24 protein-coding genes are annotated in these 26,381 nt (G+C 46.6%); 21 read left to right on the plus strand and 3 right to left on the minus strand.

Annotated features, from left to right (window positions below):
- Positions 1-48: 48 nt before the first annotated feature.
- On the minus strand, positions 49-1,407 hold the full coding sequence (locus DYD62_RS08280) for a sodium-dependent transporter (RefSeq protein ID WP_115226888.1): 1,359 nt from the start codon (positions 1,405-1,407) through the stop codon (positions 49-51).
- Positions 1,408-1,577: 170 nt separating this feature from the next.
- Here DYD62_RS08280 and cysM point away from each other — a divergent pair, with 170 nt between their 5' ends.
- The 6 genes from cysM to DYD62_RS08310 all read left to right on the plus strand — a co-directional run bounded on the left by cysM (position 1,578) and on the right by DYD62_RS08310 (position 6,356).
- Positions 1,578-2,456: a cysteine synthase CysM gene (cysM, locus tag DYD62_RS08285; RefSeq protein WP_115226889.1), complete on the plus strand. Its 879-nt coding sequence runs from the start codon at positions 1,578-1,580 to the stop codon at positions 2,454-2,456.
- A gap of 68 nt (positions 2,457-2,524) precedes the next feature.
- Positions 2,525-3,394 (plus strand): 3',5'-nucleoside bisphosphate phosphatase, encoded by an 870-nt coding sequence (locus DYD62_RS08290; RefSeq protein WP_115226890.1) that lies wholly within the window; start codon positions 2,525-2,527, stop codon positions 3,392-3,394.
- A 3-nt stretch (positions 3,395-3,397) separates the two neighbouring features.
- On the plus strand, positions 3,398-4,021 hold the full coding sequence (locus DYD62_RS08295) for an L-threonylcarbamoyladenylate synthase (protein WP_115226891.1): 624 nt from the start codon (positions 3,398-3,400) through the stop codon (positions 4,019-4,021).
- 41 nt (positions 4,022-4,062) lie between these two features.
- Positions 4,063-4,704 carry a site-2 protease family protein gene (locus DYD62_RS08300; RefSeq protein WP_115226892.1) on the plus strand — a complete coding sequence of 214 codons (642 nt, stop codon included), beginning with the start codon at positions 4,063-4,065 and terminating at the stop codon, positions 4,702-4,704.
- A gap of 68 nt (positions 4,705-4,772) precedes the next feature.
- Positions 4,773-5,975, plus strand: coding sequence for a tryptophan--tRNA ligase (locus DYD62_RS08305; protein WP_115226893.1), 1,203 nt, complete (start codon positions 4,773-4,775; stop codon positions 5,973-5,975).
- Between the two features lie 36 nt (positions 5,976-6,011).
- On the plus strand, positions 6,012-6,356 hold the full coding sequence (locus DYD62_RS08310; RefSeq protein WP_115226894.1) for a hypothetical protein: 345 nt from the start codon (positions 6,012-6,014) through the stop codon (positions 6,354-6,356).
- A gap of 13 nt (positions 6,357-6,369) precedes the next feature.
- Here the strand turns inward: DYD62_RS08310 and DYD62_RS08315 are convergent, their stop codons facing one another.
- On the minus strand, positions 6,370-6,651 hold the full coding sequence (locus DYD62_RS08315; protein ID WP_115226895.1) for a GIY-YIG nuclease family protein: 282 nt from the start codon (positions 6,649-6,651) through the stop codon (positions 6,370-6,372).
- 6 nt (positions 6,652-6,657) lie between these two features.
- Here DYD62_RS08315 and DYD62_RS08320 point away from each other — a divergent pair, with 6 nt between their 5' ends.
- From DYD62_RS08320 to DYD62_RS08330, 3 genes are all read left to right on the plus strand, one after another.
- The gene (locus DYD62_RS08320; RefSeq protein WP_115226896.1) at positions 6,658-7,407 is read left to right on the plus strand and encodes a fused MFS/spermidine synthase; all 750 of its coding nucleotides are present in this window, start codon (positions 6,658-6,660) and stop codon (positions 7,405-7,407) included.
- A gap of 66 nt (positions 7,408-7,473) precedes the next feature.
- Entirely contained in the window at positions 7,474-7,701 is a 228-nt protein-coding gene (locus DYD62_RS08325) for an RNA-binding S4 domain-containing protein (protein WP_115226897.1), read from the plus strand.
- A 15-nt stretch (positions 7,702-7,716) separates the two neighbouring features.
- Positions 7,717-8,181, plus strand: a complete 465-nt coding sequence (locus DYD62_RS08330) for a WbuC family cupin fold metalloprotein (RefSeq protein ID WP_233702890.1) — start codon at positions 7,717-7,719, stop codon at positions 8,179-8,181.
- Between the two features lie 78 nt (positions 8,182-8,259).
- On the opposite strand, the gene DYD62_RS08335 is transcribed toward DYD62_RS08330, so the two are convergent.
- The gene (locus DYD62_RS08335) at positions 8,260-8,955 is read right to left on the minus strand and encodes a crotonase/enoyl-CoA hydratase family protein (RefSeq protein WP_115226899.1); all 696 of its coding nucleotides are present in this window, start codon (positions 8,953-8,955) and stop codon (positions 8,260-8,262) included.
- 788 nt (positions 8,956-9,743) lie between these two features.
- Between DYD62_RS08335 and DYD62_RS08340 the strand changes: the two genes are divergently transcribed.
- The 12 genes from DYD62_RS08340 (at position 9,744) to DYD62_RS08395 (ending at position 26,272) form a co-directional block, all read left to right on the plus strand.
- On the plus strand, positions 9,744-12,272 hold the full coding sequence (locus tag DYD62_RS08340; protein ID WP_165928604.1) for a TonB-dependent receptor: 2,529 nt from the start codon (positions 9,744-9,746) through the stop codon (positions 12,270-12,272).
- Positions 12,273-12,643: 371 nt separating this feature from the next.
- Positions 12,644-13,309 (plus strand): energy transducer TonB, encoded by a 666-nt coding sequence (locus DYD62_RS08345; RefSeq protein ID WP_205836378.1) that lies wholly within the window; start codon positions 12,644-12,646, stop codon positions 13,307-13,309.
- Between the two features lie 37 nt (positions 13,310-13,346).
- Positions 13,347-14,084, plus strand: a complete 738-nt coding sequence (locus DYD62_RS08350) for a MotA/TolQ/ExbB proton channel family protein (protein ID WP_115226902.1) — start codon at positions 13,347-13,349, stop codon at positions 14,082-14,084.
- Between the two features lie 59 nt (positions 14,085-14,143).
- Entirely contained in the window at positions 14,144-14,527 is a 384-nt protein-coding gene (locus tag DYD62_RS08355) for an ExbD/TolR family protein (protein ID WP_207916319.1), read from the plus strand.
- Positions 14,528-14,628: 101 nt separating this feature from the next.
- Positions 14,629-15,048 carry an ExbD/TolR family protein gene (locus DYD62_RS08360; RefSeq protein WP_115226903.1) on the plus strand — a complete coding sequence of 140 codons (420 nt, stop codon included), beginning with the start codon at positions 14,629-14,631 and terminating at the stop codon, positions 15,046-15,048.
- 173 nt (positions 15,049-15,221) lie between these two features.
- A complete protein-coding gene (locus DYD62_RS08365; protein ID WP_115226904.1) occupies positions 15,222-17,207 on the plus strand; it encodes a M3 family metallopeptidase in 1,986 nt (661 codons plus the stop codon).
- A 96-nt stretch (positions 17,208-17,303) separates the two neighbouring features.
- Entirely contained in the window at positions 17,304-19,076 is a 1,773-nt protein-coding gene (locus DYD62_RS08370) for an ABC transporter substrate-binding protein (protein ID WP_115226905.1), read from the plus strand.
- Positions 19,077-19,113: 37 nt separating this feature from the next.
- A complete protein-coding gene (locus tag DYD62_RS08375) occupies positions 19,114-20,052 on the plus strand; it encodes an ABC transporter permease (RefSeq protein WP_115226906.1) in 939 nt (312 codons plus the stop codon).
- A 15-nt stretch (positions 20,053-20,067) separates the two neighbouring features.
- Positions 20,068-21,126 carry an ABC transporter permease gene (locus DYD62_RS08380; RefSeq protein WP_115226907.1) on the plus strand — a complete coding sequence of 353 codons (1,059 nt, stop codon included), beginning with the start codon at positions 20,068-20,070 and terminating at the stop codon, positions 21,124-21,126.
- An 11-nt stretch (positions 21,127-21,137) separates the two neighbouring features.
- A complete protein-coding gene (locus DYD62_RS08385; RefSeq protein WP_115226908.1) occupies positions 21,138-22,871 on the plus strand; it encodes an ABC transporter ATP-binding protein in 1,734 nt (577 codons plus the stop codon).
- A 173-nt stretch (positions 22,872-23,044) separates the two neighbouring features.
- A complete protein-coding gene (locus tag DYD62_RS08390; protein WP_207916322.1) occupies positions 23,045-23,932 on the plus strand; it encodes an ABC transporter substrate-binding protein in 888 nt (295 codons plus the stop codon).
- A gap of 102 nt (positions 23,933-24,034) precedes the next feature.
- Positions 24,035-26,272: an alkaline phosphatase D family protein gene (locus DYD62_RS08395; protein ID WP_115228246.1), complete on the plus strand. Its 2,238-nt coding sequence runs from the start codon at positions 24,035-24,037 to the stop codon at positions 26,270-26,272.
- Positions 26,273-26,381 lie beyond the last annotated feature (109 nt).

The following is a 26,381-nucleotide window of genomic DNA, read 5'->3' on the forward strand; positions in this document are numbered from 1 at the left end:
AAAGCATCGCTGGCTTGATTGCCACGCGATGCTTTTTTTATCAGGTTTTTAAATCCAGCCAAAACCATTTAAAAGAATAATTCCGATTAATAAAGGCGCAATATAGCGCAGCAAAATAAATAATACCTTGATGAGTGTTGAATTATTTAATGTGCCACTGTTAGAAAGGGCTTCTTTTAGTTTAGGTAATCCATAGGACCAACCCGCAAACAGGCAAATTAAAATGCCGCCTACCGGCATAAGAATATTTGAGCTGATATAGTCAAATAAATCAAAAGTATTCAGGCCGAAAAACTTCAAATTACTGGTCAGTGATTGGGATAATGCGGCAGGCAGCCCAAAGAAGGCGATGATTAGAATGCTGATGGCCGTGGCTTTTTTACGGCTCCAGTCGCAGCGTTCAATCAGCATGGCAACTGGCACTTCTAAAATGGAAAGAATGGCACCTGTTGCGGCAATGGCTGTCAGGATAAAAAACAGCGCCATAAAAATGCTGCCGCCAGGCATGCTGTGAAATACCGCTGGAATCGTAATAAATACAAGCGACGGGCCCGCAGCAGGCTCAAAGCCAAATGCAAATACGGCAGGGAAAATTGCAATTCCGGCAAGCAGGGAGACGGTCAGATCGGCAAACATCACCCGGGTAGCTGTCAGTGGAATATTTTGCTCAGCACGGAAATAGCTACCATAAGTGAGCATGGTACCCATGCCGATGGATAGTTTAAAGAAAGCAAGGCCTACTGCCGTTAAAATAACAGCGGCATTAATTTTACTAAAATCCGGGGTAAATAAGAATTCAAGGCCATGCATTGCACCGGGTAAAGTCAGGCTGCGAATACAAAGTGCAATTAGCAGCAAAAACAATATGGGCATCAGTTTTTTACTGACCGCTTCAATGCCTTTGGATACGCCACACATAATAATGGTGCCGGTAAAACCCAGTACAAGCCACTGCCAGATTAATGCGGACTGTGGATTGGCCACTAATTCACCAAAAACCGCTTTTGTATGGCTTGGGTCAACCGAGCTTAATTGGCCGGATAAGGCTTTGAAAATATATGCAAACACCCAGCCAGCCACTTCAGTATAAAAGGCCAGAATGAGTACCGCGGCGGCGACGCCCATGTAGCCCGTTAATTTCCAGAACCCCTGGTTTTTGGGGACTAGCTTTTCAAAGGTTGTAATTGCATTGGCTCTGGATGCGCGGCCCAGCATGATTTCTGTAATCATGACAGGTAAGCCCACTAAAAGTGTGGCAATAATGTAAACCAAAAGAAAGCTTGCACCACCGTTAGTCCCGGTGAGGTAGGGAAATTTCCAGATGTTGCCAAGGCCAACGGCGGAGCCTAGGGTGGCAACAAGCACACCAAAGGTAGAGGTAAAGCCGTCGCGGGATGAACTGCTCATAATGTATTTCCTGTTCTTGAAAGCAAATTAACGTTGTTTATGTCTTTTACACGGCCTTAAGCACCCAACATGGCTTACTTGTTGAGTGCTGCTCGGGCTGGGGCGGGTATAATCGGCCATGCAGCCTGCCGTACTTAAGCCCGGCAAGCTGCTCAATAACGGAGCCCTGCATGTTTAAGTATCTAGAAGACTTTGTCGGCCACACGCCTTTAGTGCGTTTGAAACGGATGCCCGGCAATACCAGCAATATTATTTTAGTGAAGCTTGAAGGCAATAACCCCGCTGGATCAGTTAAAGACCGGCCCGCATTATCCATGATTCGGCACGCGGCGCTACGGGGCGATATAAAAACAGGTGATACTTTAATCGAAGCCACCTCAGGAAATACAGGTATTGCACTGGCAATGGCCGCTGCTGTGATGGGTTATAAAATGGTTTTAATCATGCCAAAAAGCGCCAGTATTGAGCGGGTGCAAAGCATGAAAGCCTACGGCGCGGAAGTAATTTTGGAAGAAAGCATGGAAAGCGCCCGTGATTTGGCGCAAACAATGGTGGAAAAAGGGCAGGGCATTGTGCTTGATCAGTTTGCCAATGGTGATAATCCGCTGGCTCATTTTGAAAGCACAGGGCCAGAGATTTGGCAGGATACTCAGGGTTTAATCACCCACTTTGTTTCCAGTATGGGCACCACCGGCACGATTATGGGTACGGGGCGTTATTTAAAACAGCAAAACCCTGCGGTGCAGATTGTGGGCGTACAGCCCTGCGATGGGGCGCAAATTCCGGGTATTCGCAAATGGCCTGTTGAGTACGTCCCCGCTATTTGTGATTTTTCGAAATTAGATCGGGTGATGGAAGTCAACCAAGCACTTGCCGAAGAAACCACACGCCGTTTGGCGAGAGAAGAAGGCATATTTGCCGGAATTTCATCGGGAGGGGCTTTGGCCGCAGCCTTGCAGTTATCGCAAGAAGTAGAAAACGCAGTGATTGTTTCCATTGTATGTGATCGCGGGGACCGCTATCTTTCGACCGGCGTGTTTCCTGCGTGATGAGTTTGTTTTTCGCCGGCTAATGGCGCTTTGAAGTATTCATTCAGATGTATTTGTAAGGAACAAGCATGACCCCTGTCGATCTGCATTGCCATTCAAACCATTCCGATGGCCTGCTTCCTGCGCGTGACGTGGTGCGTAAAGCATTTGACCGGGGTTGCCAATTATTTGCACTCACCGATCATGATGAAACGCGCGGCCTTGCCGAGGCGGAAGACGAAGCCCGGCAATTGGGAATGAAGTTTATTAATGGCGTAGAAATCTCGGTGAGCTGGGGCAAGCATATTTTGCATATCGTTGGTCTTGGCTTTGATCGCCATAATGAAGCCCTGCTGGCTGGGTTGGCCAGTGTGCGCTCCGGCCGAGGTGAGCGTGCAGAGCGTATGGCTGCCGAGCTAGATAAGGTGGGCATTCATGGCACTTTAGAAGGTGCACGTCAGTATGCAGATAACCCGGAAATCCTGAGCCGGGCTCACTTCGCCCGTCATCTGGTCAAAACGGGTGTGTGCAAAGATATGGGCTCAGTGTTTAAGCGCTATTTAGTGCGGGGCAAGCCAGGCTTTGTTGAGCACGAATGGGCGCGTTTGCACGAAGCAATTGAGTGGATTACCGGCGCAGGCGGTGTGGCTGTACTGGCTCATCCTGCCCGTTATGAAATGGGCAATGAAACTTTACGTGTATTACTCACTGAATATAAACGTCTTGGTGGCGAAGCCATTGAAGTGGTTTCTGGCTGCCACGGTATTCCTGATGCAGCGCGATTTGGCCGGCTGGCTCAGGAATTTGGCTTTTTGGCCTCCTGTGGTACGGATTATCACGCAACCGGTGAAGGCGCACGCGAGCCCGGTCTGAATCCTGATTTACCGATGGATTGCCAGCCCGTCTGGCATCGCTGGTTGCCGCCAGAGACGATGCCCTCTTCAATTTCAGCAGGTTAAATAATGTCTCAGTTTTTTTCTATTCATGCAGAAAACCCACAAGCCCGCTTAATTAAACAAGCGGTCGATATTATTCGTAAGGGTGGGGTGGTGGTTTACCCAACCGATTCCTGTTATGCCATTGGCTGTAAGCTGGATTCAAAAGATGCATTGGAGCGGATCAGACGCATCCGCCAGCTGGATGATAAGCATCACTTCACCCTGGTTTGTAGTGATTTATCGCAAATCGGCACTTACGCCAAAGTGGATAATCGTGTTTACCGAATCCTGAAGGCAACAACACCCGGCAGCTATACTTTTATTCTAGAGGCCACTAAGGAAGTGCCCCGCCGGGTTTGGCACCCTAAAAAATCCACAATTGGCCTGCGTGTGCCTGATCATCCGATTGCCCTAGCAATGCTGGAAGAATTGGGCGAGCCCATATTGTCATCCACGCTGATTTTGCCAGGAGATGACGAAGCTTTAACCGATGCATGGGAAATTCGGGACAGGCTGGAGCACGAGGTTGATCTGGTGATTGAAGGGGGTTATTGCGGTATGGAGCCAACAACGGTGGTGGATTTATCTGGTGATACAGCCGAGCTGATGCGGGCTGGTAAAGGCAGCTTGGCTCCTTTGGGTTTATAAAGGATCTGCATGGTTGTATGGCATATTAATAAGGATTATGAATGGAATTAAATCTGATTCAGAAAATCGCCATTTGGGCTTTGCCAGTTTTGTTTGCCATTACGGCACATGAAGCGGCCCATGCCTATGTGGCGAAAAAATTTGGCGATCCAACTGCATATTTACTGGGCCGTGTTACGTTTAACCCGCTAAAGCATATTGATCCGGTTGGGACCATATTATTGCCTTTGATTTTTCTTATTTTGCCGGGTGGATTTTTATTTGGCTGGGCCAAACCTGTGCCGGTTGATTTTGGGCGGCTGAAAAAACCTAAGCAGGATATGTTGTGGGTGGCTGCTGCAGGGCCTGTGGCTAATTTTGTGATGGCGATTATCTGGGGCTTGTTCTTTAAGCTGGCTGAAGGCTTAGACGGCAGCTCGTTTCAATTGCCGCTGGCTTATATGTCGCAAGCGGGGATCAGCATTAATGTATCTTTAATGGTGTTGAATTTAATTCCGCTGCCCCCGCTGGATGGCGGACGAATACTGCTGTCAGTATTACCTAATCATCTTGCTGCAAAGCTGGCACTTGTTGAGCCCTATGGCATGTTTATTTTGATTGGTTTGCTGGCTACGGGCGTACTTGGCGGCATTATGGCTCCATTTATGGCGCTGGCTTATCGCCTGATCCATTTTATTGTTTAAACAACGCTTTTAAACGCTGCCGGACAGGGCTTTGCCCTGTCTTTTGATTGTTTTTTATAGGATTTGCGATGTTCCCCGACCGTGTTCTTTCTGGCATGCGCCCTACTGGCAAGCTGCATCTTGGTCATTATCATGGTGTACTAAAAAATTGGGTGCAGTTACAGAGTGAATACCAGTGCCTGTTTATGGTGGCCGACTGGCATGCATTAACCACAAATTATGATGATGTAAGTGTCATTGAAAAAAGTGTATGGGATATGGTGATTGATTGGCTTGCTGCTGGTGTAGATCCCGCACAAGCCACCCTCTTTATTCAAAGCCGTGTGCCGGAGCATGCGGAATTGCAGCTTTTACTCTCCATGATTACACCGCTGTCCTGGCTGGAGCGCGCCCCAAGCTATAAAGATCAGATCGAAAAGCTGAGCCATAAAGACTTAGATACCTTTGGCTTTTTAGGCTACCCGCTATTGCAGGCTGCAGATATTTTACTTTATCGCAGTAATTTAGTGCCGGTTGGCGAGGATCAGGTGCCGCATATAGAAATTACCCGTGATGTGGCCCGTCGTTTTAACCATGTGTTTGGTAAAGAAGTGGGCTTTGCAGAAAAAGCAGAAGCCGCTATTAAGAAAATTGGCGGTAAAAAAGGCAAGCTTTACGATGGATTACGCACACGATATCAGCAGGATGGTGATGTTGAAGCGCTGGAGGCCGCGCGCTCGCTGCTGCAGGAAACACAAAATCTGAGCCATGGCGACAGAGAAAGATTGTTTGGTTATTTAGAGGGCGGCGGAAAAATGATTCTGCCCGAAGCTCAGCCGCTGCTGACTGAGGCGCCGCGTTTGCCTGGGCTGGATGGGCAAAAGATGTCCAAATCTTACGGAAATACAATTAATTTGCGTGAAAGTGCCGATACTGTGGCAAAGAAAATCCGGCAAATGCCTACTGATCCAGCCCGTGCCCGCCGTACAGATACGGGAGAGCCTGAGCGTTGCCCAGTATGGAAGTTGCATCAGGTTTATTCATCACCTGAAGCTCAAAAATGGGTGGTTGAAGGCTGTAAGAGCGCGGGCATTGGTTGTTTGGAGTGCAAGCAGCCGGTGATTGATGGCGTACTTGCAGAGCAAAAACCCATGTTTGAGCGTGCTCAGCCTTATCTGGAAGATCTGACTTTAGTGAAAAGCATTGTGGCAGATGGCTGTGAGCGCGCAAGAGATCTCGCCAGAGACACCATGCGGGACGTTCGGGAAGCAATGGGCTTGTCTTACTACTAAGGTCCGGAGCAAAAGCACTGTAAACAAGGGGTCAATATGTTAGAAAAAAAACGGAGTGCAGTCTTGCCAGTTGTTTTAATTGCAGTGGGGGGCGGCTGGTTAATCAATGAGCTGCAATTAATGCCGCAAATGGGCACTTTAATTATTCTGGGGCTGATTGCTGCGGGGATTGCCGTGCTGGCATTGGAGGGGATTAATAAATCCAGTGTCGTTACCGCGCCAATGTTGATCGCAACAGGGTTTGCTCTTTATCTTAAAGATTACCATGGGGTTGGTTTAAAGCTTTCTATCCCTGCATTAATGGTTTTGGCTGGTTTGCTGATGTTACTGGCCAGATCCAGCCATATTGCTGATCGGGCAGAACAAAGTGCACAGGAATAGCCGGTTTTTATAATCAGATCACAGCATGTTGTGCGGCAAATGCGCGTTTTTGCTTTGCCGTCCATTGTTTTATGGTGTATTCCGTACTGGCCGCTGTGGCCCTATCGGCAAACTCAATTACAGCTAGTAATTTTAGCGGCGGGCGAATGCGTGTATAGCGTGCGCCTTTGCCGCTTAAATGAGCTGCATAGCGTTTTTCTACATTCACGGTGATTCCTGTATAAATTGAATAGTCCTGACATTCAATCAGGTATACAAACCATGGCTTGTGCGTGTTAGTTAATTCTTTAGGCATATTGTAATGACTTTTTCTGCATCGCTTGATAAAGCGCTTTATCTTACTTTAGAGAATGGATGTAAATCTTTGCGCTTTGACGGTAACTCTATTCAAAGCGCAATGCATTTAGATGATCCATATTCACTGGCTTTGGGTTATTCACAAACAATGATGGGTTTTTTGCTTTTTGCGCCTGACCCAAAGCAGGTATTAATTGTCGGTTTGGGTGGTGGTTCTTTGCCCAAATATTGCTACCGTTATTTGCCTGAAAGCAAAATCACCACGCTTGAGATCAATGAAGACGTCATTGCTTTGCGCCATGAATTTTTCATTCCTGATGATAATGAACGATTCAGTATTATTCAAACCGATGCCGTAGATTATATAACGCATGGCCGTGCAGAAGCTGATGTGATCATGCTGGATGCATATGATGATGAAGGCTTGCCTGCTGTTCTGGCAACAGAATCTTATTATGATCATTGCCGTATGGCTTTATCAGAAAAAGGTGTGCTGGTGATTAATTTATGGGGCACAGACCCCAAACTAAATATTTATATCGAAAGATTAAAACGAGTCTTTAATGGCCGGGTTTGGTATTGCCGCGCATTTAACAGCTATAACGTGATTGTTTTTGCAAGTAATGATGAGCATTTTAAAATGAACTGGATCAAGCTTTTATTTTTGGCATCCAAATTAGAAGCCCGACATGATCTGGATTTACAAGGCATTGTGCGGCGCTTGCGTGCAGGTTTGCAATACAGCTTGAGCTGATTTTTCGGGAGGCGGAGAAGCTGGTATCATCCGCCCCTTATTGAAGTATTAAAAAGAGAAATTGAAATGCAAGAATTTGAAGTTGAACTCAGTAATGAATTTATTGAGCTGCATAATTTGCTGAAAATTACGAACGTGGCCAGCTCTGGCGGCCAAGGTAAGCAGATTGTTGCATCGGGTGATGTGCAGGTTGACGGGCATCAGGAGCTGCGTAAAGCGTGCAAAATTCGTGCCGGGCAGATTGTGCAGGTGGGTGAATCCGTATTAATCCGCGTTGTGGCTGCTGCAGAGTAAATCAGAATGAAAATCATGTCTCCCGCTGATCTTACCCGCTTGTCCGCAAAAGCGCAGGCATCTGCCCGCCGCCGTGCAAATCATAATCTGCATGAAGAGCTGGCTGATCCGATACAGCGTCTTGCCATTGCAATGGAGCCGGATACGCTGGTCCGTCCTCACAGGCATCCGCACACATGGGAGCTGCTTTACCCTTTGGCCGGAAGATTTCTGGTTCTGCATTTTAATGATGCAGGTGAAGTGATTGCCCGCCAGATTCTGGGTGAAGATGCAGCGGTGTTGGAAACACCGGCGGGTGTATGGCATGCCGTATTGTCTTTGGATCCGGGTGGGGTGATTTTTGAGGTGAAGCATGGGCCTTATATGCCGATTGCAGAGCAAGACTTTGCGTCTTGGGGCCCTTTAGATGGCGGCAGTAAAGTGGCTGATTTGCTGGCTTGGTATAAGCGAGCTCAATTGGATGAGCGCTGGGCTGGCTAGCAGGTGAGCCTGAAATTCAGGTGTATTTTGCAGGGGCAGGCAAAAAACGCGGGCTGCGTTTTTTGCCGCATGACTGATTTAATCAAGACTCAGGGTTTCTTTATCCAGCTCAATAGCCTTATCTAAGGTGGCTAAAAAGTCATGGCGTACTTTTAGCTTGGTATTTTTATGTGCCTTCATGCTGATTTTTTTTAATGATTCTGCTGCGGCTAGTGCGGTGCTGGCAAGCGCTTCCGGCTCAACCAATAAATCTAAAAATCCTGCGTCCAACGCGCCTTGCGGATTAAACATTTCCCCATTAATGACAGAGCGCTCAAAAGCGGCTTGGCCTAAGCGATTGCGGGCAATTGCGATGCCCGCGTAGGGCATGGTCATCCCAATTTGTACTTCATTTAGGCCAATACTGAACGGGCCAGCCACACCAATTCGATAATCAGCAGACAGCAATAAAAATGCGCCCTTGGCAATGGCATGGCCAGGACATGCCACAATAACCGGGTAGGGGTGTGACAGCAGACGGCGGCTTAGTTTGGATCCTGCAGTGACCAGTGGCAGCGCATGTTCTAAACCTGAAGTCATGACTTTCAGATCATAGCCAGCAGATAAAACACCCGACCCTGATGTAATAATGACAACCGCCTGATCAAGCTCTGCCTGATCAAGAGCACGGTTAAATGCATCAATAACATCCATAGAAATTGCATTGACTTTGCCATTGTTTAAACAAAGTGTCGCAATGCCATTTTCTAATTGATAAGAAAGAACTGGGCTCATAAATAAACCTGAGGTAAAGGGGGAAGCGCAAACCTTATCGGCTCTGTGGGCATTGGTAAAGTGGGGCAAGCCCTCTTACATTGCTGTGAAATGATGCTGTTTGTAATTGTTTACCTATAAATATTACATGAATATTTCTTGTTGCTTTTGTTGTGCAGTGCAATAAGTAAATAGTGTGGTAGATATCACTCAAATGTGATGATAGTGATACATAAATGTATAAATAATTAATGACAATAAAATATGAATTCTTGGGTTTTTTTACCCACTTTTCATCAGGGAAAGCACGGTAATATTACAAGTCTTCCTGTAAAAAAAGCATAAAAATGTTTGCATTTTCTTTTGAATAAGGGTCAAGGGAGGCTTGTTGATGAGTGGTACTTGCCTCTTTGGCTTACAATCAACTTTTGATATAAAAGAGTGAGCATACAATTAGCGAAAGTGTTTTTATCTATCTTATTGATTTTATTGATATAAGTATTTTGTTGTATTGCTATCCTTTTTCCGTAAAAAATAAAACTGCCGCGTTTTTTCTTGTAAGTCACTCAAGTTGGGATTATCCCTAGCTTGCCGTCTAATTCTTGATTTGCATCAAGCCCATTCAAAAAATATCTGTTTTAAACCCCGCCACCCGATGCCTTGGTTTGGTTACATATCGTTACATTCGCAATATTCGCCTATGGTAATTTTTACTTAGCGAAAGCCGCGGACAAAAGACAGCGGCAATGCAGAGCGAGGGATCTCACTTCTTAGTGAGCATTTGTAAGTCTAAATATCAGGGGGCTTTCATGCGGATGAAACAATTAGCGGTTGCGATCGCTTTAATCGGTGCTGGTGCAGCAATCAATGCTCATGCAGAAGAAAAAGTAAATAAAGTTGAGCGCGTTGAAGTAACGGGATCAAGCATTAAGCGTGTTCAAAAAGAAGGAGCGGCACCGGTTGAAACAATTTCGCGTAAGCAGATTGAAAAAACGGGTGCAACAACTGTTAATGAGTTGTTGAAAAGCGTTTCTTCACTTGATACCTTTGACCAAGGTGAGATCTCAAGCAACAGCCCTAGCGGTTCTGGTGGAGCAAACGTCAAAATGCGGGGTCTGGGTGAAACCGACTTGCTGGTGCTGCTGAACGGTCGACGCTTACCTGTGAATGCAATGGCTGATGGCTCAGGTGCAGGTGCTGCTGTTGATATTAATTTGATTCCACTGAGTGCTATTGAACGAGTTGAAATTCTAAAAGATGGGGGCTCAGCCATTTACGGCGCTGATGCTGTGGCAGGTGTAATTAACTTTATAACCAAGAAGAATTATCAGGGTGGCGATCTCCGTGCCAAAACCGGCATTTCAAGTCGCGGTGATGCAAATGAAACCAGCGTAGGGATGAGTGCTGGTTTTGGTGATTACGAAGAAGATGGCTTTAATGTGCTTGCCAGCTTTGATGTTTTTAAGCGCGATCCTATTTATCGTGCTGATCGCGATTTAACTAAGAGTGCAGACTTCCGTCGTTTTGGCGGGCCAGATGGCCGTAGTTCTTACTCGCCATATGGTAATAAACTGGATTCTAAAGGGCGCTTTACTGGCGAACAAGTCAAGCCTTGTCCTGCTGATTTACTGGTAGATGGTCGTTGCCGATATGACTTTGGTTCGAGTCTTTTAACGTCATTTAATGGCGCGGATCGAATGAGTGGGATGGGCGTGGCTCGTTTGCGTGTTTCTGACACGACTACGGCTTATATCCAAGGTTTTTACTCAACCAGCACGGATCATTTTGAAGCGCACCCTGTTCCAGATTTCTTTAAGCTGCCAGATGGTAGTAGCTATGCTGGACGCTTTATGCAAGGTGGTCCACGGATTACAGATCGCCAGGCTTCATTGAGTCAGTTTGTAATGGGCTTAGAAGGGTCGGTTGCTGGCTTTGATTGGAGTGTGGCTGCTGGTCATGGTTTGAGCCAAGTTTATAGCCTGAATAGTAATTATTTTGATGCAAATAAGTGGGATGACGCACTTACCAACGGTTTGATTGATGCAACGGTTACAACTAATAATCCAGCCTTAGTGGATAGCCTAAAAGTCAAAGCAACACGTGACGCAAGTAATGCTCTCTATTTTGTGGATAGTAAAATTAGTGGTGAAACCCCTTTAGCTTTGCCTGGTGGGAAAGTTGCGTTTGCCGTGGGTGCGTCATATACGAAAGAAGTTTTAAAAGATACGCCTGATCCATTGACTCAGGCAGGTCTGGTTGTGGGGAGCATCGCACAAGCTGGTGTGAACGCAAGCAGAGATAATAAAGCACTTTTTGCAGAAATTTCCTTGCCTATTCATAGCACTTTAGAGGTGCAGGGGGCGGTGCGTTACGACTCTTATTCATCAGAGAACTCTTCCTCAGAGTCTAAGGCATCACCTAAAGTTTCTATTCGATTCCAGCCACTCAAGGAGCTTTTATTGCGTGCTTCGTACGCAAAAAGTTTCCGCATGCCAACGCTTAAGCAATTAAATGGTGGTGTGGATCAAGGTGCAATGGATATCAAAACTGCAGATGAATGTTTGGCTCTTGGTGAGCCAGCTAACTGCGCGATTACAGCTTATGAAGTGAGCGGTAGTAATAAAAACTTGACTCCTGAAACTGGGACGTCATTTAACGTAGGTGTTGTTGCCGATGTTGGTATTTTCTCGGGCTCTGTTGATTGGTGGAAGATTCAAAAAGAAGACACGATCGGGAAACCATCGGTTTTAGAGGCGTTACAAGCAAAGAAGATTGGCTATGATAAGGATGGTCGCTTACTTGTATTTACGAACCTACAGAATATTAGTAAGTTTGAATCGTCAGGGATTGATGTCGAAGGTCGCTTACGTTTCCCAACTTCGTTTGGAACATACACATTCAGTGACTCAGCTACTTATTACCTAGAACAGCGTCAGACCAAGGTTTCTGGCGAGTGGGAAAATCTGAAGGGAATTTATGCGTCACCAATTTGGCGTAATACTTTCCGTGCCGAGGCTGATTATGGCGTGTGGTCTAGTGCATTAGCAGTTCGTACTACGGGTGATTTCTTAGATACTGATATTCGTGAAACAGATTCGCTGAAAGTACCTGCAGGTATCCCGACTGTGCCTAGTTACACTGAAACAGATCTTTCTGTTACTTACACAGGATTTAAAGGTTTGAAGCTGGATGCGGGTGTGAAAAACGTATTCGACAATATGCCTCCGTTTAGCTTGCGTAATGTAGAGACGAATAACCATTCACAAATGGGCTTCGCAGAACTGTACAACGTTCGCGGTCGTTTCTTCTCTGTTGGTGCTCAATACTCATTTAAATAATGGGTATGAAACCTGCTGAATATCTCTGTGTTTTGGCATAAGGATATAAAGTAAAAGCTTATAAATGACTACTTGCTTGTGATATTGTATTTGTTGCTAGCAAGTGGTCATTTTAAATGGCTATTTTTTAGCTGATGTTTAGCTCATTTTTTTGTTGGTTAGAATAAATGGTCTTTGATATTTTTATGTTTTTTCTTTTGAGTTATTAATAAAAGAAATTAGCCCATAAAAAAGGCCGGTAATTAAGATTTTTATTTTAAAAGTTAGAGTAAACCCTAGTAAAAATTAATTTTCTACTAGCGTATCTTAGTGGTGTAGCTGCTTAATTGTTTTATTAAGTTATTTCGTGAATCTATTTAAAGGAGAGCATCGTGGAAGCTTTTGGCCAGAATGCACGTGATCGTCGTGCAGTGGGCTTAGCGGGAGTGGCTGCCTTGCATGTGCTCGTTGTCTATGCGCTGGTTACCGGCTTGGGCAAAGATTTGGTTAAGGTGATTCAGCAGAAGGTTGAAGTTGCTGTGATCAGTGAGCCGCCACCGCCACCGCCGCCGCCACCCCCAAAAATTGAAAAAGTGGTGAAGGATACCGCACCGCCGCCGCCGCAACAGCAGCCGGCCTATGTTCCTCCGCCAGTGGTTGCACCGACTACCCAGTCAACAAACACGATTCAGGCTACCTCAGAAGCAAAAGCACCTTCTGCTCCTGCTGTGCCTCAGGCAACTGCTGCACCTGTTGCTGCGCCTGCAGGGCCGATTTCAGCCATTGGCAATTGTTCTAAATTAGGCAAGCCAGAATATCCTCGTAAAGCTGATGCGGATGGTATTGGTGGCGTGGTTACCGTTTGGTTTAAGGTTAATGCCGAAGGTAAGCTGAGCGATATTACCAATATTAAATACGCAAGCAGTATCCCTATGGGGTATCGCAATCAGTTTCAAGCTTCAATTAGACAAGCTTTAAAAGAACATGTTTGTAAAGCTGCATCGGGTGAAGCAACTCTTGAACAAGAGTTTGGTTTTACAGCATCTGCTGAAGAATAAGTAAGTCCCTCACTTTTTATTACGGAGTAAGTAAATCATGGCTAAGTTCTCCCGCCAATTCTTTATGTTCGCAGCCGCTGCTGCAGCGTGTGCTTTGCCAGTGCTTGCAAATACCACGACAGCTGTCGCCAACCCATACGGTATTGATGCTTTATGGGCACAGGGCGATATCGTTGCAAAAGGTACTTTAGTGATTTTGCTGACCATGTCCGCTGCTACCTGGTATGTGGGTATTGTTAAAATTCTTGATCAGCGCCGCCTGATTAAATTAGGCCGTGATTTGTTGAAAGCGCGTGGCCCGGAGCTGCTGACTAAGGCTAAAGCGTTGAAAGACGATGGTATTTACAGCTCGGTAGCCCATGCAGGTGCTCAGGCTGCCAGCGAGCACAATGGTGAGTTAAGCAAAAACGTAGACCTGAATACTTGGGTTTCGATGGCTACTTACGATGCCGCTGATCACGCCAGCAGCAAAATGCAAGCCGGCATGTCGGTTATCGCAACGGTAGGCTCGACTGCTCCTTTCGTAGGTTTGTTCGGTACTGTTTGGGGTATTTACCACGCGCTGACAGCCATTGGTATTTCTGGTCAGGCATCGATCGATAAAGTAGCTGGCCCAGTGGGTGAGTCTTTGATCATGACTGCGATTGGTCTGGCTGTAGCCGTGCCTGCGGTACTGGGTTACAACTGGTTAGTGCGTCGTAACAAGCTGGTCGTTGAAATGGTTCACACCGTAGCAGCCCGTTTGCACACCAATTTGCTCAGCACACCTAAGTAATCATTATGAGATATCTGCGGCCAGGACAAAGGGCTTCCAGCCACGATGAAGATGAGGTCATGTCTGCGATCAACACCACACCATTGGTTGATGTGATGTTGGTACTGCTCATCATCTTTTTGATTACTATTCCAGTTGTAACGCAAACGATTAAATTGACTTTGCCTAAAGAGGTCAATATTCCGACGCAAACCAAGCCAGAAAACATTGTTTTAGGCGTGGATGATAAAAGCAATATTTATTGGAATATCACCCAGATTAAGTCAGATGAAGAATTACTGGCTCGTTTGGTTAAAGTTGCAAAAATGGACCCGCAGCCGGAAGTCCATATTCGCGGCGATATGTCTTCTAAATATAGCTCGGTAGGCCGGATTGTTTTAGCAGTGCAAAGGGCGGGGATTGTAAAAATAGCCTTTATTACCGAGCCGCCTGCCAGGAATTAATGGCTGTCGATGGGTTAGGCCGTGGTTTTATTTATTCAAATCACTGGCCTGATTCACTGAATCATCAGATATAAAAAGCAAATGCGCTGTGGAGAACGATTATGGGAATGCAAATCGGTGGTAATGACGATGATATGATGATGGAAATCAATACCACGCCATTGATTGACGTGATGTTGGTTTTGCTGATTATGCTGATTATCACTATCCCAATTCAAACGCATGCCGTAAAACTGGATATGCCCGTTAATTCACCTTCTAAATCAACAGAAAAGCCTGAAATAGTTCAGATTGATATTGGTAGCAATAATGTCATTTCATGGGCTGGTGTTCCTTTGGCTGATCGTGCTGCTTTAGAAAAAAATCTGTCCGATGCAGCAAGCAAGGCTGTGCAACCAGAGTTTCATATTCGTCCTGACAAAGATGCAAATTATGAATCTGTGGCATTGGTTCTGGCCAGCTCGCAGCGCTTAGGTGTGAAAAAGATTGGTATTGTCGGGCATGAGCAGTTTATAAAGTAATTTAAAGCTGGGCGATATGCGCCCAGCTCTTCTGCGTTAACCCAAAAAAAAGATAAAACTAAATGGCAGCAGGCATTTGCGTGTGCCCGTTTTGCTACGTCTGCAGATCAAAAAATAATTGCAAAGTAATATCCAATTAACCTTTGCTGGGGAATGAATTGAAAAAAATAGCCATGAGCCTCGCAGTATTGTTTTCTTCTGCACCGCTATTTGCAGCGCAGGGTGGCGCATTGCTTTTGCCTGATGCGGCCGATATTGCACGCCAGTGTCAGCAAACAATTTCCCATGCCAAAGTAAAAATTGCTGCTTTAGAAAAACTGCCTTTGGCTAAAGTCAATGCGGCGAATACATTGGGTGAATGGAATAGAATTAATCAGGATATGGATCGCTTCGGTGGACCGGCTGGTTTACTTTCTGAAGTCAGCCCTTTAGCGCCTGTGCGTGCTGCGGCTGATGCATGCAATTTAAAATTGTCTGCTCTGATCAGTGATGTATTACAAAGCGAGGCTTTATATAGCCGTTTTAAAGCTTTAAAACCAAAAGATGCCATTGATGCGGAAGCCCAGGCAGATTTGCTGAGCAATTTTGAAGACCGAGGCGTTAATTTATCTAAAGAAAAACGTACAGAATTAGCCGCTATTTTTAATAAAATAGAAAAGCTGCAACAGGATTTTTCGCGCAATATGCGTGATAACCAAGCCAGAATTAGCTTTACTGCCGCTGAATTAAAAGGTGTTTCGGCCCGCTTTTTAGAGTCTGCAAAAAAAGATGCGGCAGGTCAGTATGTATTGGGCTTTGATTATCCCGAAATTGATGCCGTGATGGGCTATGCAGAAAACGAAGCGACCCGTGAGCGCTATTACAGTGGCCGGATGAAAATTGGCGGTGCGGCCAATTTGCAAATCCTTAAAGAAGTGGTTGAATTAAGAAAACAAATTGCACAACTTACCGGCTACCCAAGCTATGCCGCATTTGCAATCCGCAATAAAATGGCCGCCACGCCAGAAGCGGTTAATACCTTTCTGGCCGATGTGCAATCTCGAGTTGCTGATTTAGAAAAATCAGATATCGAAGAGCTGCGCCAGGAAAAAACCCGCTTTACCGGCAAGGCTGATAGCGTGCTGAAACGCTGGGATGTGCAGTTTTACGAAGAGCAGCTCAAAGCTAGCCGCTATCAGCTCGATCAAAAGCAAGTGCGTGAACAGTTCCCTACTGAGCCGACCATTGCCTGGATGATGAATGTCACCGGCACGCTCTATGGTGTTGATTTCCGCCCGAATGCTCAATTAAAAACATGGCACAAAGAAGTCCGTGCTTACGATGTATTTGATCGCAGCAGCAAAAAATACCTCTCCAGCTTTTACCTTGATCTCTTCCCGCGTGATGGCAAATATAAGCACGCGGCGGCATTTCCTGTTCGCGGTGTAAGTACTTTAAGCGGGCAAACGCCGGTCAGCGTTTTAGTCACCAATTTTAGTCGTGAAGGCTTTAATCAGGATGAATTAGAAACGCTCTTCCATGAGTTTGGCCATGTGATGCACGGCGTGCTGTCTAAAACACGTTACACCATGCAGGCAGGTACATCGGTGAAGCGTGATTTTGTTGAAGCGCCATCACAAATGTACGAAGAATGGGCGCGTCGGCCTGAGGCTGAAGCCTTGTTTAACGATACATGCCCAAGCTGCAAACCCATTGATCCTAAGTTAATCGCCAAAATGGATGAAGCACGCCGCTTTGGCCGTGGCCTCAAATATGCCCGCCAAGTGCTGTACTCCGCTTACGATATGGCCTTGGCTGCAGCAGATGCCGGGGACCCGCAGGCAGTATGGCAAGCCATGGAAAGCAAAACACCGCTGGGCTATGTAGCAGGTACAGAATTCCCCGGCACCTTTGGGCATATCGTGGGTGGCTATGCGGCAGGCTATTACGGCTATATGTGGTCTGAAGTTTTAGCGCTGGATATGTTGTCGGCTTACGGCAGCAATGTGATGGATGTGAAGCAGGGCAAGCGTTACCGCGAATTGATCTTAGAAAACGGTGGCCAGCGTCCGGCGATGGAATTAGTAGAAGCGTTTATCGGCCGCAAGCCTAATGCCGATGCTTTTTTTCAGGAAATTACCGGCCAGCGTGACGCGGCGGCTAAAACGGCTAAACAATAGCCCGCTGAGCAAGATTTAGATTGAGGTGAATGCTTTTATTCAAAACAATAAATGCATTAATTACAGCCATATACAGAATTAAATGAGGAGACGGTGATGAAAAAACTATTAAGCATCGCCATAGCGGGGGCGCTATTTAGCCAGCCAGTATTGGCGGCGGATATGAATAAAGTATTGCGTGTCGCATTCCCTGCGCCAGAAACAGGCTTTGACCCAGGCAAAATATCAGATGTGTATTCCAGCTCAATTACAGAAAATGTATTTGATCCAATGCTCTCCTATGACTTTATGGCAAGGCCGGTAAAGCTTGTCCCGAATACGCTGACAGAAATGCCTCAGCTCAGTGAAGACGGCAAAGTATTAACCCTACATATTAAAAAAGGGATTTACTTTGCCCCTGATGCCGTATTTAAAGGGCAAAAACGTGAATTAACCGCTGCAGATTATGCTTATTCGCTTAAACGTCTGGTTGATCCGGTAACGGGGTCGCCGACAGGCTATTTGATTGCAGGCAAGTTTATTGGCTTAGATGAGTGGGTAAAATCGGCCAAAAATGGCAAACTTGATTACGATAAAACAGTTGAGGGTATTAAAACCCTTGATCGTTACACCCTGCAGCTCACTTTAAAAGAGCCATACCCGGCTTTGCAGTATGTGCTGGCCATGCCGCATATGGGTGCTGTAGCACGCGAAGTGATGGAAGCCTATGCGGATAATACGATGTCTCACCCGGTAGGCACGGGCCCTTATATGGTAACTGAATGGAAACCCGGTACACATATCTCGTTGGCGGCCAATCCAAATTACAGAAAAAAAGTCATCGATTACAAACCCGGTGATAATGAAGTTGATCAGCTAATCGCCAAAGAAATGAATGGTAAAACGATGCCTGAAATTGGCCGTGTTGAAGTTTCTATTATTCAGGAAGAGCAACCGAAATGGCTGGCTTTCAGAAATGGTGATTTAGATTTGAGTAGCTTGCCGCAACCGCTTGTACGTGGCTCCTTGTTATTAGATCCTAACGACCCATGGCGTGTGGATTTGAAGCCTGATTTAAAGAAGCGGGGCATTAAACTTTACCGTGATTTGAGTGAAGAAATTACCTATTACGTATTTAATATGCAAAACCCTGTGGTGGGTGGTTTAAGCAAGGATAAAATTGCTTTACGCCGTGCCATTGCTATGTCTTTTAATACAAGCGACACCATTCGTAATATCCGTCGTAATCAGGCCGTTAAAGCACAGTATATTATTCCACCCAATGTGGCTGGGCATAATCCGAATTTTAAAGCGGCGTTTGAATATAACCCTGCTTTAGCAAATGCTTTGCTGGATGAATTTGGCTATAAAATTGGCAAGGATGGCAAACGCCTGTTGCCAAGTGGCTTGCCATTTGAAATTGATTTCATTACGGGTACAACCGGTACTGATAAACAATGGAATGAATACTGGCAAAAAGCCTTTGATTCGATCAAAGTAAAAGTAGCATTCAGACAAATGCAATGGAATGAGCAGGTTAAATCATTGCGTACCTGCACTTATGGCATGGATGGTGCAGCATGGCTGGCTGATTATCCTGATGGTGATAACTTCACGATGATGCTTTATGGCAAAAATATTGGCAGCGAAAATTATGCCTGCTACAAATCGCCTAGCTACGACAAGCTTTATGAGGCATCACAAAAATTAGGTGACAGCCCGGAGCGTAATGCGCTTTATGATCAGATGAATAAAATCATGATGGCGGATACGCCTTGGGTGATGGGCGATACGCGATTTAACAACTATCTGACGCATCAATGGATCAAGGGATATAAACCTCACCCACAATTTAATACCCTGTGGCGCTATCTGGATATTAAAAAATGATGACCAATACTGATCGCTTTGTGGCCAAGGAAAAATAATGCTTGCCTATATTATTCGCCGTGTTTTACAAATGATCCCGACGATATTCGGGGTGATGCTGCTGGTGTTTTTCTTATTCTCTGTCGTAGGGGGAGACCCAAGCCTGATTCTTGGGGGGAAACATTTAACCGAAGAAGTATTAAATAATATTCGCAGCCAGCTGGGCTTAGATAAGAGTTTGCCTGAGCAATTTTTTATCTTTGTAAAGCAGGTGCTGACATTAGATTTTGGTACGTCATGGTCTACACAGCAGCCCGTCTCAAATATGATTGCCAGCCGGATTGGGCCATCGCTTACCTTAACTGGCTCCTTGCTGGTGGTGAGTTTATTAGTGTCTATTCCATTGGCTGCCATTGTGGCTTATTTCCGTGGTGGATTAACAGATCGCGTGGTGACGATTGCGTGCACGGTGGCCATGTCGATTAGTGCCCTAGTGTATATCGTGGTAGGGCAGTATGTATTGGCTTATGAATTAGCTTGGTTTCCCGTGCGGGGCTGGGGTGATTCTCTGTTTACTAATTTATTGATTTACGTACCTTTGCCATTATTAATGGGCTTGCTGGTTTCAATTGGCCCGGATATTCGTTTTTATCGCAGCTTCTTTATTGAAGAAATGAATAATGATTATGTGCGTACTGCGCGTGCTAAAGGCTTATCCGAGCAAAAAATCATGCTTAAGCATGTATTGCGTAATGCCATGATTCCAGTGGTGACTACGGTCATGATGTCGCTGCCCTTTTTAATGATGGGTGCGCTGATTCTGGAAAGCTTCTTTGGTATTCCGGGTATGGGTAATGAAGTATTACTGGCCGTGAATAAAAGTGACTTCCCGGTTATTAAAGCGGTAACCATTTATATTGCAATCGCCACGATGATTTTTAATTTGCTGGCCGATCTGGTTTACAAATTAATCGATCCACGTGTTCAGCTTAAATAAACCCGGAGTATGGAAATGAATGCAATTGTTGAAGCAATGCCGGGTCTGCAGACAGAAACGGCTTCTAAAAGTTTGTGGGCATTAGGCTGGCAGCGGCTTAAGCGTAATAAGGTGGGTTTTATTGCGCTGTGGGTTGTGGTGGCTTATTTACTGATTGCCGTGGGTGGCTGGGTCAATGTGGTGGCCAGCCATTGGGCCGATGAAGTGGCTGTGCCTTACGCGCCGCCTTCATGGATTAGCAAGAGCAAAGATGAGCAACTGCCGCCTAGCAAACATTCGGTGGCAGCAGCAGGAAAAGAAATTCAAACCATGCTGCCCGCAGAAGACCCAATTGGCGCAGAGCTGGCTGCGGCGCAAAAAAATGTGGGCAAGTATGCAGATAACAGCCCGCCTAAGCGTGAAACTTTGCCTTTTGGTGCGGATTTACGTGGCCGTGATGTGATTGAAAAAACCATTAAAGGCACATCAACCTCGATTTTTGTTGGTATTTTTGGTGCCATTCTGGCCTTATCTATAGGTACAGCCCTTGGCGCGGTGTCAGGTTATTTTGGTGGCAAGGTTGATGACTTCTTAACCTGGTTTTACAGTATCTTTACTTCTGTGCCTGATATGCTTTTGCTGCTGTCTTTCGCTGCAGTTTCTGGCCGCGGTATCACTACGATTATTACCGTGATGGCACTGACCAGCTGGACAGGGACTTACCGCCTTGTACGGGCCGAATATATGAAGCTGAAAAACCGTGAGTATGTGCAGGCAGCCAATGCCATTGGCGCTTCACATTCACGCCGGATGTTTGTGCATATTCTGCCAAACATCAGCCATTTACTTCTGGTGCAGTTCTCTTTGATGACGGTTGCGCTGATTAAGTACGAAGCGATTTTGTCTTTCTTAGGTTTTGGTGTGGGTGTGCGTCAGGTAAGCCTAGGCTCGATGCTGGCTGAATCACCGGCTGAGCTGGTGCAAGGCTTCTGGTGGCAAATGGTGGCGGTCACGATTGCGATGTCTGTCCTGGTGACGGCGTTTAGCCTGTTGGTGGATGCATTGCGCGATGCGCTTGATCCAAAAGTGAAATAAGGAAGCGCGACATGTCCCAAAATACTGAAACACTGCTGTCTGTACGTAATTTAGTGGTTAATTTCCGCCAGGAAGACGGCGAGCGTTTTAACGCGATCAAGGGTGTGAGCTTTGATATCCCTAAGCACCGCACCGTGGCTTTGGTGGGCGAGTCGGGCTCGGGTAAGTCTGTCACTTCGATGGCGATTATGCAGTTGTTGCCGCCCAACAATACCGAAGTCAGCAAAGACAGCCAGATTCTATTTGAAGGACGTAATCTGCTGGGCTTAAGCGGCAGCGAATTACGCAAAATGCGCGGTAAAGATATTGCCATGATTTTCCAAGAGCCAATGAGCTCTTTAAATCCGGTGTTTACCGTGGGCGATCAGGTGGCAGAAACCCTGATGCTGCACGCTGGCTTAGGTCGCCGTGAAGCGGCAAAGCGCGCAGTAGAGTTGCTGACCGAAGTAGGCTTGCCTGATCCGGCAAAGAAAGCCAAAAACTATCCGCACGAATTGTCGGGCGGGCAGCAGCAGCGCGTGATGATCGCGATGGCGATTGCTTGCGAGCCAAAGCTTTTGATTGCAGACGAACCGACCACGGCGCTGGATGTGACGATTCAAAAGCAAATTCTGCAACTGATTGCTGATCTGCAAAAAAAGCACGGCATGTCGGTGCTGTTTATTACCCATGATTTGGGTCTCGTGGGCGAGTTTGCCCATGATGTAGTGGTGATGCGTCACGGTGAAATCCGTGAAGCGGGTACGGTTGAGCAAATTTTTGACGCGCCTAAAGATAGCTATACCAAGGCGCTGCTGGCTTGCCGCCCGCACTTGGATCGCCGCCCAGAGCGCCTTGCCGTAATCGATGATTTCCTAAAACCGGGTGGCTATGCCGAGCCTGCAAATCGGGAGCGCGGTTATAAAGCGGATGATGAGATTGTGCTGGAGGTGAAAGGCCTCGGTAAATCTTTTGAATCGCGTGAAGGCCTGTTTGGTAAGCGTGTTTTCCATGCTGCGAAAGATGTGTCATTTAAATTGGCGCGTGGCAAAACGCTGGGTATTGTGGGTGAGTCGGGCTCGGGTAAGACCACGGTAGGTTTAACTCTGGTGCGCTTGCATCAAGCCACTAGCGGCCAAGCGTTTTTTAATGGCAAAGATTTATTTGCCATGAGCCCGCGTGAATTTAATGAATACAAACGCCGTATTCAGATTATTTTCCAAAACCCCTATGCGTCTTTAAATCCGCGCTTTACGGTTGAGCAAATTTTGACCGAGCCCATGAAATTGCACAGCATTGGTGCAAATGACAGTGAGCGCATTAAATTGGCGCGTGATTTACTGAATAAAGTGTGCCTGCCATGGAATTCGCTGGCGAAATATCCGCATGAATTCTCGGGTGGCCAGCGCCAGCGGATTGCCATCGCACGTTGCCTAACGATGAAGCCGGAAATTCTGATTTGTGATGAATCGGTCTCTGCCTTGGATGTATCGGTGCAGGCGCAGGTATTGAATTTGCTGCAAGATCTGCAAGATGAATTTAAATTGTCTTACTTATTTATTTCGCATGATCTGGCCGTGGTGAAGCATATTTCAGATCAGGTGATGGTGATGAATAAGGGCGAAGTGGTGGAGCAGGCCGATGCGGATGCCATTTATCTTAATCCTACTGCCGATTACACCCGCAAATTGCTGTCATCCATCCCGCAAGGCCGGGGACGTGTACAAAATCAGCAATATTCAGACAGCGTCCTAGTGACCTTGTAACTTGCTTAACTCAGAATCAGCCGCTCAGATGAAAGTCTGAGCGGTTTTTTTTGCATGATAAAACGTACGGGGTCAGGGGAAGTCGTGCTTGACTTAATATTAAGTGCAGGTGGGTGATGTGGTGGATATGGTCTAAGTTGGTTGGAGTGTAAGCGCTTTTTCGGGTGCCTGTGATGATGCGAATTTTGTTTTGTTGCTGCTTGATGCTGGTGCCCGTTTCTGCCCATGCACTTAAAATTGCGATGGTACTGTGGCGGGGTGAAACCGCCGCTGAGCAGGGCTTTCGTGATGAGCTAAAAAAGCTGGGTTTCAAAACCGTGATTGTCGTTTTTGATGCAAATCAGGACCGGACAAAATTAGCGACGATGTTACGGACCCAATTAGCGCCTCATCTTGCATCATATGATTATGTATACAGCTTTGGTACGACAGCGACATTAATGAGTAAAAGCTTTTTATCTGGGCGCAAGCCATTGATTTTTAATGTGGTTTCAGATCCGATTGGTGCGGGGATTGTCTCTGTCGTTAAAGAAGAGAATAAAATGGTGGCTGGGGTGAGTAATATGGTTTTTCTGCCACTGCAAATCAGTAATGCCCGAAAGTTTTTGCCTAAAGGCAGCAAAATGTTGCTGCCAGTGAATCCCCGAGAGAGAAATACGCAATTAATTGGAGAGCAGTTAAAGGCTGTGGCGGCAGATTATCAATGGACATTAGAAACATGGCGAATCAACCCTGATAAAGCGCTGCTTAAAACTGAATTGGCCCGTTTGCAGCAAGTCGCTAAAGAGAGCGTCGTTTTTATTCCGGCAGATAGTTATCTGATTTCAGTTGCACCGGAGTTAATGCAGGCACTTAATGATGCGCGTATTGCAACGATTTGCAGTATTGAGGCTTTTATTCCTTATCATTGCAGCGTAGGAACAGTAGGGGATTACCGTGCCCAAGGTATATTGGCTGCGCGAATTATTTTAATGCATCAAAAGGGAAAGGTATTGCAGGATATTCCTGTGCAATACGATCTGAATCCGCGGCTTATTGTGGGTGATACTCAAGTGCCTTAATGGCAACAAATGATGACTGGCTTTATATATAAAACAATTGTTTTAATTTGATTGTCATACTGTTGGGCTATGTTGCACACCTTACTCTTTTGGATGCGCAGCATGAATCGTCGTCAGTTTTTAAAGTGGACCGGCTTTGTTACTGTTTCAACTGTAGGCCCTGCGTTGCTTGTAGGGTGTAACAGCAGCGATGATGATGCTGTCTTGCCACTGACTCCTTCCCTTCCTTGTAAATTCCCGCAAAGTATTGCTTCGGGCGATCCGGCTGCTAATAGCATTATGCTGTGGACCCGTGTTGTGCCGGCCGATGCGGATGATGTGGTTTCTGCCAAGGCTGCGGATATTGCGGTGCGCCTTGTGATCAGCAGCAGCGATCAGTCAGCGCTTCTGGGCAGCAATAAGCCGCTGGCAGGTACGATAGTGCATGAGGTCACACTAAGCGCAAAAGCCGATTGGGATCACACGATTCGCCACAAGGTTGAGGGTTTAAAACCTGCGACGACCTATTTCTACCAGTTTATTGCAGGCAGCAGTATCAGCCGTGTTGGGCGCTTTAAGACGGCTCCTGCGGTGGATGCGGATGTGAACAAGCTGCGCTTTGCTTATTTATCCTGCCAGGACTGGAGTATTAATCACTGGGCAGGTTTTACTTCTCTGGCCAGTGAAGAGCTGGATTTTGTAGTGCATTTGGGTGACTACATCTACGAAACCGTCGGTGAAGATTTCCAAAAGGGCGCAGTAGAGGCTGCTCACACAGCGATTAAGCTACCCGATGGCCCGTTCAAAAATGGTAAAGATGGCGCACGCTTTGCCAATACCACGGCCGATTACCGCACGCTTTATAAGCAATATCGCTCAGATGCCCGCTTGCAGTCGGTGCACGAGCGCTTTGCCATGATTGCAATCTGGGATGATCACGAATTTTCTGATGATTGTTGGGGGGACTCCACCACTTACGATAATGGCAGCTTCGATGCCAAAACGGGTAAAGCTGATAATAAGCACGAAACTGAGCGCCGCCGCAGCGCCAATCAGGCGTGGTTTGAATTTATGCCTGCCGATGTAAAGTTTGATATCACGGATAAAGGCTTCCAGAACATCCGTCTTTACCGGGATTTCCGTTTTGGTAAATTGCTGCATCTGGTGATGACCGATCAGCGTCTTTACCGCGCCGACCATGTGATTCCTGAAGCCGCTGCGGGCAGCTCGATTGGTTCGCGCTATATGGTGCCGACCGCCGTACTGGCAGGCGCTGAAGCGCAAAAAATAGCCGCAGCTAAACCATCGGGTGATGAGCTGGCCCTAGTGTCTATTCTCGGCAAAACCCAGCGTGATTGGTGGCAAAGCACCATGAAGGCTTCAACCGCCACTTGGAAGCTGTGGGGCAATGAAGTATCGCTGCTTAAAATGTGTGTAAACGGCAAATCACTCACGGCCGCGCCTAAAGATTTCCAGACCGAAATTATCCTGAACGCCGATCAGTGGGATGGCTACAACGCCGAGCGCAAAGCCCTGATGCAGTTTTTGAGCAGCAATCAAATCAAAAACGTGGTGGCGATTACTGGCGATATTCATTCTTTCTACGCCGGGCAAGTGTATGACGATTACGCCAGCGGCAAGCCGGTGATGATCGATTTAGTCACCGCAGGCATCAGTAGCGATTCTTTTTATAGCTACTTTGTAAAAGCGGTTAGCGACAAGAGCTTTGCCGCGGTGCAGCCGCTCGTGTTTACTTCGGAAGCCGCAGCAGAAGGGATTGCCATTCAAATGATCTCGGCAGGCGTGGCCATGCAAGCGGGGCTTACAGATTTAAGCAATACCGCTGCGATTGCTGCAGCAGTGAAGGGCGCGATTGCGGCGGGTAAATTGCCAGCGGCAGCGGTGACAGCTACGGCGGGCCTGTCGGCGACGGCAGTGAATACCTTTAACGAAACGCTGGCAGGCAATATGGGCACGGTGATTGGCGGGCAAATTGCCGCGCTTGCAGCCGCAGGGCGCTCGGTGGCGGCGCAAACACTGTATGGCATGATTGCCCAGCAGCTGGCCAGCGCAATGGGCATCACCACGGCACAAGTGCCTGCCGCCGAAGTGGTGAAACGCCTCAATCCCTTTGCCAATCAGACTGCAGGCACCGCACCAGTAGTGAATAATCCATGGATTAAATATGCCGATACCGATGCACAGGGTTACACGGTGCTTGAGTTAACGGCTGAGGGCTTGAAGGCAGAGTTTAGAAAAATCAGTCGTTTAGAAGGCAGTGTTGCACCGCAAAAAGCCGTAAGCAGTGTTAAAACAATTAAGGTAAAAGCGGGAAGCCTTGATTTAACCATTACTGATTAAGGGTATGTGGGCATGATGATAGATCATGCCCTATGGATGTATTGAGTGGGCTGGTGAAATTGCGCCAAGCCTGCTTCCAAGCTCATTTTCAATTATTTATGCGTATTTT

Origin of the sequence: Iodobacter fluviatilis (assembly GCF_900451195.1) — a bacterium.
GTDB classification, from domain to species: Bacteria; Pseudomonadota; Gammaproteobacteria; order Burkholderiales; family Chitinibacteraceae; genus Iodobacter; species Iodobacter fluviatilis.